Origin of the sequence: uncultured Thiothrix sp. (genome assembly GCF_937873765.1) — a bacterium.
In the GTDB taxonomy this organism is placed as follows: domain Bacteria; phylum Pseudomonadota; class Gammaproteobacteria; order Thiotrichales; family Thiotrichaceae; genus Thiolinea.
Window position 1 is genome coordinate 77,565 of record NZ_CALMZC010000054.1, and the last position, 15,987, is coordinate 93,551.

Annotated in this window: 14 protein-coding genes; 8 read left to right on the forward strand and 6 right to left on the reverse strand. The window is 45.9% G+C overall.

Annotated elements, in window-relative coordinates; all coding sequences use genetic code 11:
* Positions 1-2: 2 nt before the first annotated feature.
* The 3 genes from Q0307_RS15840 to Q0307_RS15850 are packed head-to-tail and all read right to left on the reverse strand — an operon-like array spanning position 3 to position 3,637.
* Positions 3-1,103: an ABC transporter permease gene (locus tag Q0307_RS15840; RefSeq protein WP_298661859.1), complete on the reverse strand. Its 1,101-nt coding sequence runs from the start codon at positions 1,101-1,103 to the stop codon at positions 3-5.
* Positions 1,100-2,647, reverse strand: coding sequence for an ABC transporter ATP-binding protein (locus Q0307_RS15845; RefSeq protein ID WP_298661860.1), 1,548 nt, complete (start codon positions 2,645-2,647; stop codon positions 1,100-1,102). Before Q0307_RS15845 ends, Q0307_RS15840 begins: the two co-directional genes overlap by 4 nt.
* A gap of 3 nt (positions 2,648-2,650) precedes the next feature.
* Positions 2,651-3,637, reverse strand: a complete 987-nt coding sequence (locus tag Q0307_RS15850; protein ID WP_298661861.1) for a BMP family ABC transporter substrate-binding protein — start codon at positions 3,635-3,637, stop codon at positions 2,651-2,653.
* Between the two features lie 216 nt (positions 3,638-3,853).
* Between Q0307_RS15850 and Q0307_RS15855 the strand changes: the two genes are divergently transcribed.
* Complete coding sequence (locus Q0307_RS15855; protein ID WP_298661863.1) at positions 3,854-4,258, forward strand: DUF2892 domain-containing protein; 405 nt, start codon at positions 3,854-3,856, stop codon at positions 4,256-4,258.
* A 61-nt stretch (positions 4,259-4,319) separates the two neighbouring features.
* Here Q0307_RS15855 and Q0307_RS15860 read toward each other — a convergent pair whose 3' ends face one another.
* The 3 genes from Q0307_RS15860 to xylB are packed head-to-tail and all read right to left on the reverse strand — an operon-like array spanning position 4,320 to position 7,444.
* Entirely contained in the window at positions 4,320-4,676 is a 357-nt protein-coding gene (locus Q0307_RS15860; protein WP_298661864.1) for a CbiX/SirB N-terminal domain-containing protein, read from the reverse strand.
* A gap of 3 nt (positions 4,677-4,679) precedes the next feature.
* A complete protein-coding gene (xylA, locus tag Q0307_RS15865; protein ID WP_298661865.1) occupies positions 4,680-5,990 on the reverse strand; it encodes a xylose isomerase in 1,311 nt (436 codons plus the stop codon).
* The gene (gene xylB, locus Q0307_RS15870) at positions 5,987-7,444 is read right to left on the reverse strand and encodes a xylulokinase (RefSeq protein ID WP_298661866.1); all 1,458 of its coding nucleotides are present in this window, start codon (positions 7,442-7,444) and stop codon (positions 5,987-5,989) included. Before xylB ends, xylA begins: the two co-directional genes overlap by 4 nt.
* A 172-nt stretch (positions 7,445-7,616) precedes the next feature.
* Between xylB and Q0307_RS15875 the strand changes: the two genes are divergently transcribed.
* The 7 genes from Q0307_RS15875 to leuS all read left to right on the forward strand — a co-directional run bounded on the left by Q0307_RS15875 (position 7,617) and on the right by leuS (position 15,949).
* Complete coding sequence (locus Q0307_RS15875; protein ID WP_298661868.1) at positions 7,617-8,360, forward strand: SH3 domain-containing protein; 744 nt, start codon at positions 7,617-7,619, stop codon at positions 8,358-8,360.
* An 8-nt stretch (positions 8,361-8,368) separates the two neighbouring features.
* Entirely contained in the window at positions 8,369-9,121 is a 753-nt protein-coding gene (locus tag Q0307_RS15880; protein ID WP_298661869.1) for a glycerophosphodiester phosphodiesterase family protein, read from the forward strand.
* A gap of 703 nt (positions 9,122-9,824) precedes the next feature.
* Entirely contained in the window at positions 9,825-10,358 is a 534-nt protein-coding gene (locus tag Q0307_RS15885; RefSeq protein WP_298661873.1) for a hemerythrin domain-containing protein, read from the forward strand.
* 138 nt (positions 10,359-10,496) lie between these two features.
* Positions 10,497-12,023, forward strand: a complete 1,527-nt coding sequence (locus Q0307_RS15890; RefSeq protein ID WP_298661874.1) for a fumarate hydratase — start codon at positions 10,497-10,499, stop codon at positions 12,021-12,023.
* 87 nt (positions 12,024-12,110) lie between these two features.
* Positions 12,111-12,452 carry a DUF1820 family protein gene (locus Q0307_RS15895; protein ID WP_298661875.1) on the forward strand — a complete coding sequence of 114 codons (342 nt, stop codon included), beginning with the start codon at positions 12,111-12,113 and terminating at the stop codon, positions 12,450-12,452.
* A gap of 219 nt (positions 12,453-12,671) precedes the next feature.
* Positions 12,672-13,283 carry a hypothetical protein gene (locus Q0307_RS15900; protein WP_298661876.1) on the forward strand — a complete coding sequence of 204 codons (612 nt, stop codon included), beginning with the start codon at positions 12,672-12,674 and terminating at the stop codon, positions 13,281-13,283.
* 71 nt (positions 13,284-13,354) lie between these two features.
* Complete coding sequence (leuS, locus tag Q0307_RS15905; protein WP_298661914.1) at positions 13,355-15,949, forward strand: leucine--tRNA ligase; 2,595 nt, start codon at positions 13,355-13,357, stop codon at positions 15,947-15,949.
* Positions 15,950-15,987: the final 38 nt, after the last annotated feature.

Genomic DNA, 15,987 nt, shown 5'->3' on the forward strand with positions numbered 1-15,987 from the left:
GATTAAACCTCCCTCGCAAAACTTAATAACCAGCGCTGCAAAGGCGCTCGATACATAAACTCTAAAGCACCTGAGAACAGAATAATTAAGCCTTGAATGACAACAACTACATCACGCGTGACACTAGGAATTTCAAAAGCCAACTCAGCGCCCCCTTGATACAGTGCGCCAAATAATAAAGCCGCGAGCATCACCCCAAGCGGATGGTTCCTTCCCATCAAAGCCACGGCAATCCCAGCAAAACCATAGCCGGTATTGAATCCTAAGACTAAACGATGCTGCACACCTAACAGCTCATTCACAGACACGAATCCCGCTAAAGCACCCGAGATTAACATAGCCAAGATAATGACCCGCTTAGGATTAATCCCTGCGTAAATAGCAGCCTCTGGATTAGCACCGACTGTGCGTAACTCATAACCCCAGCGAGTTTTCCATAAAAACACCCAAACCGCAGCGCAACATATTAGAGCCAGAATTAGCGATACATTGAGGGGTGAGGCGGCAAACTCGACACCCCACTTAGCCATGAAAGTTTGCCAAGTCCAAAGGCTCGCACTTTCTGGAAAAGCTCGGCTTGCAGGCATCCCTTGACCCGCCTCAGAGAAAATATTGACCAGCAAATACACCATCAACGAAGCTGCGAGGAAATTAAACATAATCGTAGTAATAACGATATGGCTACCTCGGTAGGCTTGCAAGTAAGCGGGAATTGCCGCCCAAGCCGCACCAAAAGCTGCTGCCGCTAGAATGGCTAAAGGCAGCAACAATAAGGGGGGCAAGAACGAACCTAAGCCTAAAGCAATTAAACTCACACCTAAGCCTCCGATATACGCCTGCCCTTCGCCCCCAATATTAAATAGCCCTGCATGGAAAGCGATGGCTACTGCTAAGCCGGTGAAAATAAAATTGGTGGTGTAATACAGGGTATAGCCAATACCTTCTTCATAACCGAAAGCACCTTGCACTAGAATTTTGGCCGCTTCCCAAGGATCAATACCAATCACTAAAAAAAGTAAAGTAGTAAAAATAAATGCCGTGAGAATATTCAACACAGGCAATAGGAAAATCGATAAAAACTTGTTTAAGGTCGCTGCTTTCATGCAGAGTGTCCTTGTTGGTCGTTAGTGTCTAAAGCATTGGCCATTAATAGGCCGAGGATTTGTTCATTCGCTTGTTCACGACTGACTTCACCCGTGATCACGCCACCACACATGACAAGTATCCGATCTGAGAGCGTCATAATTTCATCCAGCTCCACCGACACCAGCAAAACACCCTTCCCCTCATTGCGCATGTCCATAAGGTGCTGATGAATAAACTCAATCGCACCAATGTCGACCCCACGTGTTGGCTGCCCGACTAGGAGTAACTGGGGGTCAGCACCTATTTCACGCGCTAAGACAATCTTTTGCTGATTCCCACCAGAGAAATTATTCGAGCCGAGGAAAGGATCACGCGGGCGAATATCGAATTGCTCGGCGCGCCCAGTATATTCAGTGCGAATCGCTGGATCATTAAGGGTTAAACCGTGGTTATATTTTTCCACACGCTGATAACCCAAAATGGAAGACTGATAAGCCGCAAAAGGGAGGACTAAACCCATTCGATGTCGATCTTCTGGAACATGCGCGATCCCTAATTTCCGCATCTGCGCCGCATTTACTGGCTGCTTAGGTGTAATGCTTTGCCCAGCAAAACTGATTTCACCCTCACTGAAAGGAAGGATACCAGCTAGAGCCTGCAATAACTCGGTTTGCCCATTCCCCGACACCCCTGCAATCCCAACAATTTCACCAGCAGCGATTTTTAGGCTGACCTGATTAACGCGTGCAATACCTTGTTTATCACGCACGGTTAAGTTACGCACTTCCATCAGCACTCGACCTGTAGGCTGTGCGTAGCGGTCTACCGATTGACGAACTTTGCGCCCCACCATCAATTCAGCGAGTTCAGGCATACTGGTTACAGTCGTTGCACGATGAGCCACCATTTGGCCTTGACGCATCACGGAAACTTGATCGGTAATCGCCATAATTTCACGCAACTTGTGTGTAATCAGCAAAATGGTCACGCCATCTGCTTTGAGAGTCCGCAAAATTTTGAATAAATCATCAGCCTCTTGTGGGGTGAGCACACCCGTTGGCTCATCAAGAATCAGAATACGGGCTTCACGATAGAGGGTTTTGAGAATTTCAATCCGCTGCTGTACACCGACTGCTAACTGGTTCACTGGAATATCTAAAGGCACTTCTAAGCCATAAAGGCGGCTTAACTCAGATAAACGTGTACGTACTCGCTGTTCACCTTCATGTAGTAAAGCACCACCTTCTGCGCCTAACATGATGTTTTCTAAAGCCGTGAACTCATCCACCAACATGAAATGTTGATGCACCATCCCAATGCCAAGCGCAATCGCCTGTTTAGAGTCATGGACGGTAACAGGTTGACCTTGAATACGGATTTCACCACTATCCGCTTGGTAAAATCCGTAGATAATGCTCATTAAGGTTGATTTGCCTGCGCCATTTTCGCCGATGATGCCATGAATAGTTCCAACAGGAACGCACAGGGAGATATCTTGATTCGCTTTGACTAAGCCAAAGCGTTTACTGATTCCAATCAGCTCTAAGGCGCAGGCACTCAAGGCTTAATACTCACATTGGTTGTTGGTCATATAGTCATGGACTTTAATGCTGCCATCGACAATTCCTTTTTCGATTTCAGCCATTTTTTCCATATAAGGTTTGACTAAGGCTTCGTTGTGCTCATCGACTGCCCAACCTACGCCTTTCTCTGCAAGCCCCAAAGAAACAACACCTGCCTTCCAACTGCTATCCATTTTTGCCTTAAAGGTATCATATGCAGCATTATCGACCCGCTTGATCATGGAAGTGAGCATCGTGCCCGGTTGCAAGTGGTTTTGGTTGGAATCGACGCCAATCGCATATTTGCCATTGTCTTTCGCCGCTTGATAGACACCAATGCCCGTACCACCCGCTGCCGCGAAAATCACATCTGCCCCACGGTCAAACTGAGATTTTGCTAACTCGCCACCTTTACTCGGGTTATTCCAAGCTGCACCCGTCGAACCCGTCATATTTTGGAAGACTTCAATGTCCTTTTTAATATATTTCGCGCCCTGCTCATAGCCACACGCAAACTTACGAATCAAAGCAATATCTTGACCACCGACAAAACCGACTTTGCCGGTTTTAGATACCATTGCGGCTAAAGCACCCACTAAGAACGAGCCTTGCTCTTCTTTGAAAGTCACTGAACGCACATTCGGTTGTTCTACCACGCTGTCGATAATTGTGAAGCTGATTTTAGGGAATTCTTTAGCCACAGCAGTTAGAGCATTTGCTTGACTAAAACCAACAGAAATAATCGGATCAGAACCACGGCTTGCCATCTTGCGAATAGCTTGCTCGATTTGTGAATCATTGGCAGGCTCAAACTCACGAACTTCTACCTTAGTCTCTTCAGTGAAGCGCTTTGCCCCGTTGGAGACCCCCTCATTGAACGATTTGTCGAACTTAGTACCGAGGTCATAGACAATCGCAGGCTGCAAATCAGCAGCAACCGCTAAAGTTGAAACACTAGAAACCAATAAGGCCAGCAGACACTTCTTCATGGAAATTCCTCAACTAGTTAAACTGTGGAACGGGTATACCCCGACAAGCATATAATAATTCTTGATACGTCTGAAACAGGGAGTACCTGAGTTCTGTGTTTTTAATTGCAAGTGCAGTGCACAAACTTTATCCTGCCTCTTGTTCTAAGTAGAAATACCCCCAAATTACTTTTAAATCGAAAGAAAATTTTACCAGCTTAACCAGAGGAGTTTTCCATGGAACTTGAACGTAATGTAGGCCGTACTGACAAAAATATCCGCATTGGTATTGGTATTTTATTGATTGCCATCGGTATTTTTAAAAGCTTTGGTCTAGTTATTCTAGGTATTGTTATCCTAGCAACCGGTTTATTGAGTTTCTGCGGCTTATACAAAGTTCTTGGCCTTAATACAGCGTCTAAATCCGAGCGGCAATCAGCTAAAACGGATCTAACGGATCGAGCCTCTGAAAACTTTAATGATTTTAAACAAGAAGCGGTTGAAACTGCGCAGGACTTAAAAGAGAAAGCAGTCGATGTCGCTAAAGAGGTAAAAGAAGAAGCGACTGCTAAAACTCAAGAATGGAAAGCGAACGCTCAGGAAGCGGCTGCAGAACAAGCTAGACAAAAAACTGATAAATAAATCCTTACTAGACAAGCTAGGGATGCTAAAAAGTATCCCTAGTTTTTTGTATTTTTGTACTCTAGTCTACTAGTGCCATTAATAAAGCCGGTAAGCTTTCTGCAGCGCCTAAATAAGACTTCAATTCAATATTTAGCTCAGGATATTGCGCCTGTTTAGGTTGCACTAAGGCTGGAATGTCCTCGACCACATGCCGCCCCGCTGAGAGAAAGTACGGCAAGATCACAATGTCTTTAGCGCCTTGTTGCACACAAGCTTCAATTCCATTTGGAATGGAAGGTTCAGCCAGCTCCAAAAAGGCACAAGTCACTGAATCAAAACGGTGTGACATGCTAGCAAGCTTAGCCGCTAAGGCGCGTACCTCTTCATTTGAAGTCTCACGGCGACTGCCATGAGCGATTAAAATTAAGCTTCTCATAGATTAAACATAACGATTGACGATATTTTCTAGCAGCTCTTGTTTGCCAGAACGAGCTTGAGGATGTAAGTTCTGCTCAGTGACATAAGCAGCAATCTCCTCTAAAGAACGCTCGCCCTTCAACATGGCTTGCGCTTCTGTCTCATTCCAGCCCGCATAACGTTTCTCCAAAACTTGCGATAAAGCTTTATCTTCCAGCATTTTAGCCGCTGATTTTAAAGCTCTTGCACAGGTATCCATCCCCCCGATATGACCGATTAATAAATCTTCAGGATCAAGGGATTGTCGGCGTAATTTTGAATCAAAATTGGTGCCACCATTCTTAAAACCGCCGCCTTGCAGGATGTAATAATAGGCTAAAGCCATTTCAGGGACATTATTGGGGAATTGATCGGTATCCCAGCCTGATTGATAGTCGTTGCGGTTAGCATCAATCGAGCCAAAAATATCTAAAGCGTTGGCTAACGCGACTTCATGCTCGAAGGTATGCCCTGCTAAGACGGCATGCCCCACTTCAATATTAACCTTAACCTCATTTTCTAAACCATAGCGCTTTAAAAAACCATACACCGTCGCTACATCGAAATCATATTGATGCTTACTCGGTTCTTGCGGTTTAGGCTCAATTAGAATCGTGCCAGTAAAACCTAATTTGTGTTTATGCTCGACTACTAGATTCAGGAAACGCCCATATTGATCTAATTCACGGCGTAAATCGGTATTCAGTAAAGTTTCATAGCCTTCGCGCCCACCCCAAAGCACATAATTCGCGCCCTTAAGTTGATGCGTGACATCCATACAATGCTTCACGGTAGCAGCGGCATAGGCAAATACATTCGGATCAGGATTGGTCGAAGCTCCCGCCATAAAACGGCGTTGAGAGAATAGATTCGCCGTACCCCATAACAAACCAACGCCGGTTTCTTCCATTTTTTGCTGGAAATAATCCGCCATCGCATGCAAGCGATAAGCACTTTCCGCGAAGGTTTCTCCTTCTGGACGTATATCCAAATCATGGAAAGAGAAATAAGGCACACCCAGTAAGCTAAACATTTCAAAGGCTACATCCGCCTTCATTTTCGCCATACTCATCCCATCACCAAACCAAGGACGCTCAAAGGTCGCACCACCAAAGGGATCATTCCCTTGCCAGCAGAAGGTATGCCAATAACAGACAGCGACCCGCAAATGCTCCTCCATACGCTTACCCATCACTAATTCATCAGGATTATAAAAGCGATAGGCTAAAGGATTGCGACTCTCAGAACCCTCATAAGGAATAGGGGCAAGATTGCCAAAGAAACCTGTACTCATAGTGATGCTCCCTTAATAGCGGGGTATAATTGTTGATAACGCTGATAAGCCTCGCTAAAGGCTTGAATATAATCGGTCTCTGGTTCAATAGTTTGCGCAACTTTAGGCATGGTTAAAATTTCCAAGGGATGGACTTGGGTCGTGGCAATTAATGCTAAACGCGCTGCTCCAAATGCTGCTCCAAAATCACCCTCTGCGGGCAAATCAATCGGTAGATTTAACGTGGTGGCTAAGATTTTCAGCCAATAATGCGAACGTGAACCACCACCTACAGCCGTAACACGCTCTAATTCCGTGCCAGCGGCTTTTAGTGCGCTTAGATTATCGCGAATCGCAAAACCTACACCCTCCAATACCGCTTGGGTTAAATCTTGTTGCTGATCCGCATGGCTCAAACCAATAAACGCACCACGTACCTTAGCATCATTGTGTGGTGTGCGTTCACCCGATAAATAAGGTAAAAAACATACTTTGCTAGGCGCTTTTAAGTGCTCGCCTAAAGCTTGAGTCAATGCTGCAGGCGTTTGATTAGCAATCTGCGCATACCAATTTAATGAGTCGGTAGCAGATAAAATAACACCCATTTGATGCCAAGTATTCGGGATGGCATGACAGAAGGTATGCACGGCACTCGCCGGATTGGGTAGATAGCTTGCGGTCGCTGCAAAGAGCACCCCAGAAGTACCTAAGGAGACAAAAGCCCTGCCCGCCGCCACCGTGCCCATCCCACAAGCAGCCGCAGCATTATCACCAGCGCCACCTGCAACTACCACACGCTGTTTAATCCCCCAACGCTCAGCTAAGTGTGGATGCAAATAACCACTGACCTCAGTACCTTCAATTGCTTGTGGCATCTGCTCAAGATGCATACTACTTGCAGCTAATAATTCTGGCGACCATGCACGCTTAGCGACATCGAGCCACGCAGTACCCGCTGCATCTGACATATCAGAGACATATTCGCCCGTTAACCACCAACGCACATAATCTTTAGGTAACAGCACTTTATGGACTTGAGCAAAAATAGCTGGCTCATGTTTTTGTACCCAAACTAACTTAGATGCAGTAAACCCCGGGAAAACGATATTGCCAGACAAGTCTCGGAAAATAGGCTTAGCATCTAACTCAGCCGCCTCAAGATAACTACGAGTATCATTCCAAAGAATACAGGGGCGCAAGACTTGATTCTGAGCATTGATCAAGGTTGCACCATGCATATGCCCTGATAAAGCTAAACCCTGTACATCCGCCATTGCCTGTGGATGGGCTTGCTGTAAAGCTTGTAAGGCTTGGTCAATAGTGCCTAGCCAATCCGCAGGGTCTTGCTCAGACCAACCTGAATACGGACGGAATACTTCTAGTGCTTGACTGCTTGAGCCGAGTATCTGTTGTTGCTCATTCATTAAGACCGCTTTGATACTGGATGTCCCTAAATCGATCCCCAGCAAATGCATGGTGGTTACTCCCCTTATCCTCAAAAGCTGCTAACAGTAGAAATCGGATTGTGGCTCAGTTGAACTAGATTGAGCAACAGTCTGTCATAAACTCAGCAAACCGCGCTAAACTAGAGGTTATTTAGCCTTGAACCTATCACTTTTACCATCTTTTATCGAGGAGAGCCTTGTGATGAAACGGACTTTAGTGCTAGCTGTTGCTGGCTTAATCAGCATGACTGCTAACAGTAGCTATGCGGCCAATACCACCGTTACTGCGAATGCAGCTCCGACAGCGACTGCGCCTATTAATTTGAGTACCAATACAGCAGCAGCGCCTGCTACCACAAGTCTAAGTCGCGTGTATGCAGTATCCAAAGTTGCGCCTGATGATGGTTTAAATATGCGTACCCAACCCGGCACAGGTGGCAGTGTGGTAGCCGTATTACCCGCGAATGCAAAAGGTTTAATCGGCCTAGGTCAGGAACAGAAATCGGGTAATTCAATCTGGGTTAAAGTCGCGTGGGCAGGCCAGCAAGGTTGGGTGAATAAATATTATTTGCGCGAAGATGTGGACACTGTGGACTACAATCCAGCCAAACCTAAACCTGTGGTCAAACCTGAAGTGGTGATGCAGTGCGGTGGAACTGAACCCTTCTGGAGTATGAGTGTGAGTGAGCGTGAAATGAAGGTAAATATTATGGGTGGCGCGCAATTTACTGTGCCTGTGAATATGCGTCAACAATCTGCTAATAGCACTACTATTGCGGTGGTGGCAGGTGCGCGGGGCAATGCGTCAACCACGGCTTTTTTAGAGAAAGTTGAAGATTGCAGCGATGGTATGTCTGATAAAAACTATCCTTACACCGTAACTGCTGTATTAAATGGTCAGAAAGTCATGTCTGGCTGTTGCTCTTTGGTGACCCTTTCCAAATAAGACTTTACATGTTTAAGCAAAATAACCGACCTAGTTTGTTATGTATTGCCCATCGCGGTGCGATGGGGCATGCGCCTGAAAATACGATTGCTTCCATTCGTAAAGCCCTAGAACTGGGCGCACCTTGCATTGAAATCGATGTGTATTGTGTGAATGGCAATTTGCTAGTGATTCACGATGAACGCTTAGAACGTACTACCAATGGTAAAGGCAAGCTAAACGAGCATGATTTTGGCTATTTACGTTCCCTTGATGCAGGTCAAGGCGAGCGGATTCCGACCCTTGCTGAGGTTTGCGGAGAAATAGATGGTAAAGCTTGCCTGAATATTGAATTAAAAGGCCATAATGTCGCAGCGGATGTGGTGTATTTCATTCAAACTATGCTCCATCCTGAGATTAGTAGCTGGCGGCGCGAGCAACTCCTGATTTCCTCCTTTGATCATCGCGCTTTGCAACAAGTGCGACGTTTAGACCCTAGCTTAAATATTGCTGCCTTGGGTTATTCCATTCCTGTCGGTCATGCCCAGTTTGCAGAAGATTTAGGTGCGATTGCCGTGAATCCTTCGTTAGAACTGATTGATCAAGCCTATGTAGACGATGCGCATGCACGGGGTTTAAAAGTGTATGTCTATACCGTTAATGAACTAGAAGACCTTCAAGCAATGGTTGAACTAGGGGTGGATGGAGTGTTTACTAACTATCCTGAACGGGTGCTAGAGCAGTATGCTCAGCCAGAGATGAGCAAAGGCTGGGCGAGTTAATTCGCCCTAGCAAAGGCTAAAATCTCAAGCTAAGCAATTCATTTAGCTGGATTTTCTTGATTTAGGCAATCTAATCAGCGAGTAATGAGACGATCTTAAATAACCTGGGTTTACCATAAGCAAGTCACAGCCTTTTGTAGAATACTTCAGGGGATAATCATGTCCTAAAAACCTCTACGCAAGGCTACTACTGTTATGTTAACACGACTTTTCAGCGAGATAGGCGCTTGTTTTTTTGCCAACGCTTTTTACCCCACTGTCAAACCCGAGCAAAGCGTGTGGTTTAAGTTTGCATGAGGTCATGACAATTGGGGGCGTATTATCATCAGTCGGATTGTCACATCTTCGAGTAGTACTACCTGCAGCAGGTTCAAGTCTATTTGAAGGCAGCTTTTCCTCAATTACCCAGCTACCAACGGTTTATTGAGCCATGAATCCTTAAAACAGCTACTGGGATTACTTCAGAGTTTCACCTTCCACTTGCACTGCACTGATAAGTGGGTAACTTATGAGCGTGTACTACTCCAAGACCAATAAGGGCATGATAAGGTCATTAGCGAATATGTCGCTAGATCCCCTTTCACTCATTAAATACTTGCCCTTTTTTGCTAGGGCCAAGTTAAGGCTTGACCCAAATCAACAGCTTCCTGTTGACTCCGATTTATGATGTTCGATTATTATTAAGTTTTTAGGAGCTGCTACCGTGAGCACCACGACAAGTCCACTGGAGAATTTTTCCGGTTGCCATGATGGAATTCTCAAACATATACAACAATTAGATCAACTGGCTAGCTTAGTCGAGCAAGATAGTTCCAATTCGCAGGTAAAAGTCCTAGCTACTGAGCTAGAAGATTTCTATCATAAAGTGATCATTAATCATCACCAAGAAGAGGAGCAGGAGCTATTTACTGCAGTGCGCACTGCTTTGCATCCCGATCCCATCGATTTAGCGGATGCGAAATTACATATTGAGCGCTTAACCAAAGAACACCGCCAAATTGAAGCGTGGTGGCAAGACATTAAGCCTACCCTTAAAAAGCTGGCTAAAGGTAAAGCAGCGAATTTAGACAAAGTCATTGTTGAGCAAATTGTCACTCACTATGCAGCCCATGCTTTGTTTGAAGAAGCTGTCTTTTTGCCGTTAAGCGCCCGTTTATTAGATAAAAATGGCCTGTCTGCCTTGGGTTTGTCTTTACATATTCGTCATCAAGAACATTTGATACCAGCTTATATTTAAGCCGGTTAATGCTGTCGTTTAGGCTTGGGATTCAGCCTTAAAGCTGGATTCCCTCCGTCAAATAGCATAACCTTGTGCACCACACAAATACAGTCACTGCACCCAGTAAGCCAGACTGATTATCCGACGGAGGACACTATGACTATCATCAAGCAAGCTGACGTAATTGCCAGTGTAGCCGATGCGCTGCAATATATTTCTTACTATCACCCGAAAGATTTTGTCGATGCCATGTATGCTGCTTGGCAACGTGAAGAGTCTCCTGCCGCGAAAGATGCGATTACCCAGATTTTGGTGAATTCCCGCATGTGTGCTGAAGGTAAACGCCCGATTTGCCAAGATACTGGCATTGTCACGGTGTTTGTGAAAGTCGGGATGAAGGTACAATGGGAAGGTGATATGAGTGTCACCGATATGATTAACGAAGGCGTGCGCCAAGCCTATCTCTGGCCAGATAATGTGCTGCGCGCTTCGATTCTCTCCGATCCTGCTGGTGCGCGTAAGAATACCAAAGACAATACTCCAGCCGTGATTCACTATGAAATCGTCCCCGGCGATACGGTGTCGATTGATGTGGCTGCTAAAGGCGGTGGCTCTGAAAATAAATCGAAAATGGTGATGCTGAATCCTTCAGATAGCATTGTTGATTGGGTCTTAAAAACAGTGCCAACTATGGGTGCAGGTTGGTGTCCACCTGGTATGCTTGGGATTGGAATCGGCGGTACCGCTGAAAAAGCTGCTTTGATGGCGAAAGAAGTGCTAATGGAGCCTATCGATATTCAAGAGCTGATTGCTCGTGGCCCGAAAAATCGGGTTGAGGAATTACGCATTGAGTTATATCACAAAGTGAATGAACTAGGTTTGGGTGCACAAGGCTTAGGTGGTTTAACGACGGTGTTGGATGTGAAAATTATGGATTATCCAACCCATGCCGCTTCTTTGCCAGTTTGTATGATTCCAAACTGTGCCGCCACTCGCCATGCCCATTTCACCTTAGATGGTTCAGGCCCTGCTTTCCAAACTCCACCGAGTTTAGAGGATTGGCCAGAAATGACTTATGTCGCGGGGGAAAGTTCCCGCCGGGTGAATTTAGATACGGTTACCCCAGACGCGGTGAAAACTTGGAAGCCGGGCGAAGTTTTATTACTTTCCGGCAAAATGTTGACGGGTCGTGATGCCGCGCATAAGCGTATGGTTGATATGCTGAATAAGGGTGAAAAGCTGCCAGTTGATCTGAAAGGGCGCTTTATTTACTACGTAGGCCCTGTTGATCCAGTGCGTGATGAAGTGGTCGGGCCTGCCGGTCCAACAACGGCTACGCGCATGGATAAGTTCACGCGGCAGATTCTGCAGGAAACGGGCTTATTGGGCATGATCGGTAAATCTGAGCGTGGTCCCGTCGCGATTGATGCCATTAAAGAGTTTAGTGCGGTGTATTTAATGGCCGTAGGTGGTGCTGCTTATTTAGTTTCCAAGGCAATTACAGGGTCAAAAACACTCGCTTTCCCTGAATTGGGTATGGAAGCGATTTATGAGTTTGAAGTCAAAGATATGCCCGTCACTGTAGCGGTAGATAGCCAAGGTGAGTCGGTACACACTACAGGCCCTGCTAAATGGCATCATATTATTGAGCAGAAAATCGCCGCCCATACGTTAAAAAGCTGAACATTGCTAGAAAATTTGATAGGCTAAGTCCATGTTTCATCCCTTGCTCCTTTCAGTTGGGTGGGGGATATTTTTTGAGGAAAAGCCTTGAGCAGTTCACGTATCTACCGTATTTCTTTTGCTAACCATAATAAGATTTACGAAGTTTTCGCTAAGCAAGTCTATGAATCTGATTTATATGGTTTTATTGCTATTGAAGAACTGGTTTTTGGTTCACAAAGCGAATTAGTTATTGATCCCGCCGAAGAGCGCCTCAAATCTGAATTCGCATCGGTGAATCGTACCTTCATTCCGTTGCACGCGATTATTCGCATTGATGAGGTTGAAAAACCTGGGGTAAGTAAAATCCATGCTTTAGATGGAGGAAAAACCAGTAATGTTAGTCCATTTGCGCGCCCACGTACTTCGGGAGATAAAACTAGCGACTAGCCCCTAGCCTTAGTTGTTATTCGATTCTAGATAAAGCCTTGCTACTCGGTTATCAAGGCTTTTTCGTTTTTGCAGAGCTGATTTAACGTATTAACGGTTTTATTCTGCCTATCAAACTAAGTTTGCTTGTACTTCGTCTAGAGAACTTCATACTGGTTGTTAAGTTCTAAGCAGTGTGTTCAGACACTATCTAAATCGTTATAGGGGAGCAAGCCACTGATGTTTCGCTATTTTCTACTCTTATTAATACTAGGTTTATCTGGCTGTGTCAGCCCGCAATACCAAACTAATTATCGTTTAACTCCACCACCTGCGGGCGCAGGCAAAGTTTGCTTAACGCGTTGTGATGCTGCTTTAGGGAAATGTAAGCAGCAATGTGCTGCTAAAACCAGTCAGTGTCTAGCCAAGGCTCGAATGCAAGCACAACAGGAGTTGCCTATTCTACTGGGTGCTTGGGAGCGTGATATGCAGGTTTGGGAAAAAGCGATGGAACGCTATGAAACCGATTTACGTTTCTGGGAAATGGAAATGCGCCAGCGGCGTTTAATGCGTGACTTACAGCGCGATTTGCAGCGCTGTCGTCCGAGTGAGCGCAATTGTACACGTATCCCACGGCATTATGGAGGCCTAGCTTATCCTGATGATTGGGATCGCCCCGATGCACCGGTGCCAGCTCCTAAGCGCCCTACTTTAGAATCAGAAACAACACGGATTCAAGCCGAAACTTGTCCTAAAGATTGTGGCTGTGATCAAACTTATCGGCAGTGCTATGGAAGTTGCGGTGGAAATGTTCAGCCTTATCAAGTTTGTGTGAAGAATTGCACTGGGTAGCTGGTAATCAGTGGGTAAGCTTTGTATCCTTCGCGTTTTAGAATAGCTGGTTAGTAGAATTCATGAGCAGCATGCAGGAACAATATACGCCTAAAGCGCTAGAAGCCGAGGTACAGGCTTTTTGGGACGCAGCCAAATCTTTCGAGGTTAAGGAAGACCCCGATAAGCCAAAATACTATTGCTTATCCATGTTCCCTTATCCTAGTGGCGTGCTGCACATGGGGCATGTGCGCAATTACACCATCGGCGATGTAATTGCGCGCTTCCAACGCATGCAGGGTAAAAATGTCTTACAACCGATGGGTTGGGATGCCTTTGGTTTACCTGCTGAAAACGCAGCGATTCAAAACAAAACAGCCCCTGCCCAATGGACTCATCGTAATATTGATTATATGCGCAGTCAGCTCAAATCGATGGGTTTGGCGATTGATTGGACGCGCGAATTAGCCACGTGTAAGCCAGAGTATTATCGTTGGGAACAATGGTTTTTCACTCAACTCTATGAAAAAGGCTTGGTCTATCGCAAAAAATCCACTGTAAATTGGGATCCCGTCGATCAAACTGTATTAGCTAATGAGCAAGTGGTGGATGGCCGTGGCTGGCGTTCTGGTGCTCTAGTCGAACAGCGGGAGATTGATCAGTGGTTCTTAAAAATCACCGCTTATGCGGATGAGTTATTGGATGAGCTGAGTAAATTACCCGGTTGGCCGTCACAAGTGCGTATCATGCAGGAAAACTGGATTGGTCGCTCAGAAGGGGTAGAGCTGCAATTTGGTTTGGAACATAGTAAAGAGCAGTTAACTGTGTTCACAACGCGTCCTGATACTTTAATGGGTGTGACTTATGTAGCGGTTGCCGCGCAGCATCCATTGGCCTTGAAAGCGGCCGAGAAAAATCCAGCATTAGCAGCGTTCATCGAAGAGTGTAAGCTCGCCAAAGTCGCTGAAGCCGATATGGCAACTATGGAAAAGAAAGGCATGGATACCGGCTTGAAAGCCATTCATCCTTTAACTAAGGAAGAAGTACCGATTTGGATGGCAAATTTTGTGCTGATGTCTTATGGCTCAGGTGCAGTGATGGCGGTGCCGGGGCATGATCAGCGTGATTGGGAGTTTGCGACTAAATATCAGTTACCCATCCAGCAAGTGATAGCACCAACGGATGGGCGTGAGACCGATATGGCGGTGGCTGCGTTTACAGAGAAAGGTATTTTAGTTAATTCGGGGCGCTATAACGGTTTAAGCTCTAGCGATGCTTTCGCTACCATTGCTGATGAATTAGCTGAGCAGGGTTTAGGACGTCGACAAATCAATTACCGCTTGCGTGATTGGGGGGTTTCGCGCCAACGTTATTGGGGTTGTCCGATCCCGATGATTTATTGCGATAGTTGCGGGGTATTGCCGGTGCCTGCTGAAGACTTGCCTGTGCTGTTGCCAGAGGAGGTCGAATTCGACGAAACAGGTGGTTCGCCGATTAAGAAAATGCCAGCGTTCTATGACTGTACTTGTCCTACTTGCCAAGGCTCAGCCCGACGTGAAACCGATACGTTTGATACTTTCTTTGAGTCTTCTTGGTATTTTGCGCGTTATGCTTGTGTTGATAATAATCAGGCGATGTTGGATGAGCGTGCTAACTACTGGTTGCCGGTTGACCAGTATATCGGCGGGATTGAGCATGCGATTCTACATTTATTGTATGCGCGCTTCTTCCATAAACTCATGCGTGATCATGGCATGTTGGAGTCCGATGAGCCTTTCACTAATCTGCTCACGCAAGGCATGGTCTTAGCCGATACGTTCTATCGCGAACGTGAAGGCGGTGGTCAGGAGTGGATTCCACCGAGTGACGTGGATGTGACGCGCGATGAAAAAGGCCGAATTATTAGCGCTATCCTAACGAGTGATGGTCTGCCCGTGATTCCTTCAGGCATGAGTAAAATGTCTAAGTCGAAGAAAAATGGTGTAGACCCGCAAGTAATGATTGAGAAATATGGTGCGGATACTTTGCGCTTATTCTCCATGTTTGCCGCACCACCTGATCAGAGTATGGAGTGGTCAGATTTCGGGGTGGAGGGGGCACAGCGCTTCTTACGTCGCTTGTGGAAACAGGTTTATGATCATGTCTGTGCTGGGGTAGTAGATAGCGGTACACCTTATAGCAAGCTTAGCTCTGAACAGCAGGATTTACGGCGTAAATTGCATCAAAGCTTGCAAAAAGTCGCAGACGACATGGGACGGCGCTATACCTTCAATACCGCTATCGCTGCCAATATGGAATTGATGAATGAAATTACGCGCTCTAACGATGAGTCAGAGAATGGTCGGAAGCTGCGCCAAGAGATTTTAGAAACCATCGTGTTAATGCTGGCGCCAGTTACACCACATATTTGTCATGCTCTGTGGCAGGCTTTAGGGCGTGAAGGTGCTTTGATTGATGCGCCTTGGCCTGAAGTTGATGAAGCGGCTTTAGTCCAACATACGCTCGAATTGATTGTGCAGGTGAATGGTAAAGTACGCGGTAAAGTGAAAGTTAATGCGTCTGCAAGTGAAGCAGAGATTCAAGAAAATGCTTTGAGCAATGAAAATGTCAAGCGTTTCTTGGAGGGCAGTACGATAGATAAAGTGATCGTGGTCAAGGGGCGCTTAGTAAATATCGTGGTCAAATAAGGTGTGGTTAAACGTATTAAAAAAGCTACTTAGCCTGC

Excerpts from the sequence above, each read along its gene's own strand:
- Q0307_RS15840 (WP_298661859.1), bottom strand. The coding sequence starts at position 1,103 with ATGAAAGCAGCGACCTTAAACAAGTTTTTATCGATTTTCCTATTGCCT.
- Q0307_RS15850 (WP_298661861.1), bottom strand. The coding sequence starts at position 3,637 with ATGAAGAAGTGTCTGCTGGCCTTATTGGTTTCTAGTGTTTCAACTTTA.
- Q0307_RS15855 (WP_298661863.1), top strand. The coding sequence starts at position 3,854 with ATGGAACTTGAACGTAATGTAGGCCGTACTGACAAAAATATCCGCATT.
- Q0307_RS15860 (WP_298661864.1), bottom strand. The coding sequence starts at position 4,676 with ATGAGAAGCTTAATTTTAATCGCTCATGGCAGTCGCCGTGAGACTTCA.
- xylA (WP_298661865.1), bottom strand. The coding sequence starts at position 5,990 with ATGAGTACAGGTTTCTTTGGCAATCTTGCCCCTATTCCTTATGAGGGT.
- xylB (WP_298661866.1), bottom strand. The coding sequence starts at position 7,444 with ATGCATTTGCTGGGGATCGATTTAGGGACATCCAGTATCAAAGCGGTC.
- Q0307_RS15875 (WP_298661868.1), top strand. The coding sequence starts at position 7,617 with ATGAAACGGACTTTAGTGCTAGCTGTTGCTGGCTTAATCAGCATGACT.
- Q0307_RS15880 (WP_298661869.1), top strand. The coding sequence starts at position 8,369 with ATGTTTAAGCAAAATAACCGACCTAGTTTGTTATGTATTGCCCATCGC.
- Q0307_RS15890 (WP_298661874.1), top strand. The coding sequence starts at position 10,497 with ATGACTATCATCAAGCAAGCTGACGTAATTGCCAGTGTAGCCGATGCG.
- Q0307_RS15900 (WP_298661876.1), top strand. The coding sequence starts at position 12,672 with ATGTTTCGCTATTTTCTACTCTTATTAATACTAGGTTTATCTGGCTGT.
- leuS (WP_298661914.1), top strand. The coding sequence starts at position 13,355 with ATGCAGGAACAATATACGCCTAAAGCGCTAGAAGCCGAGGTACAGGCT.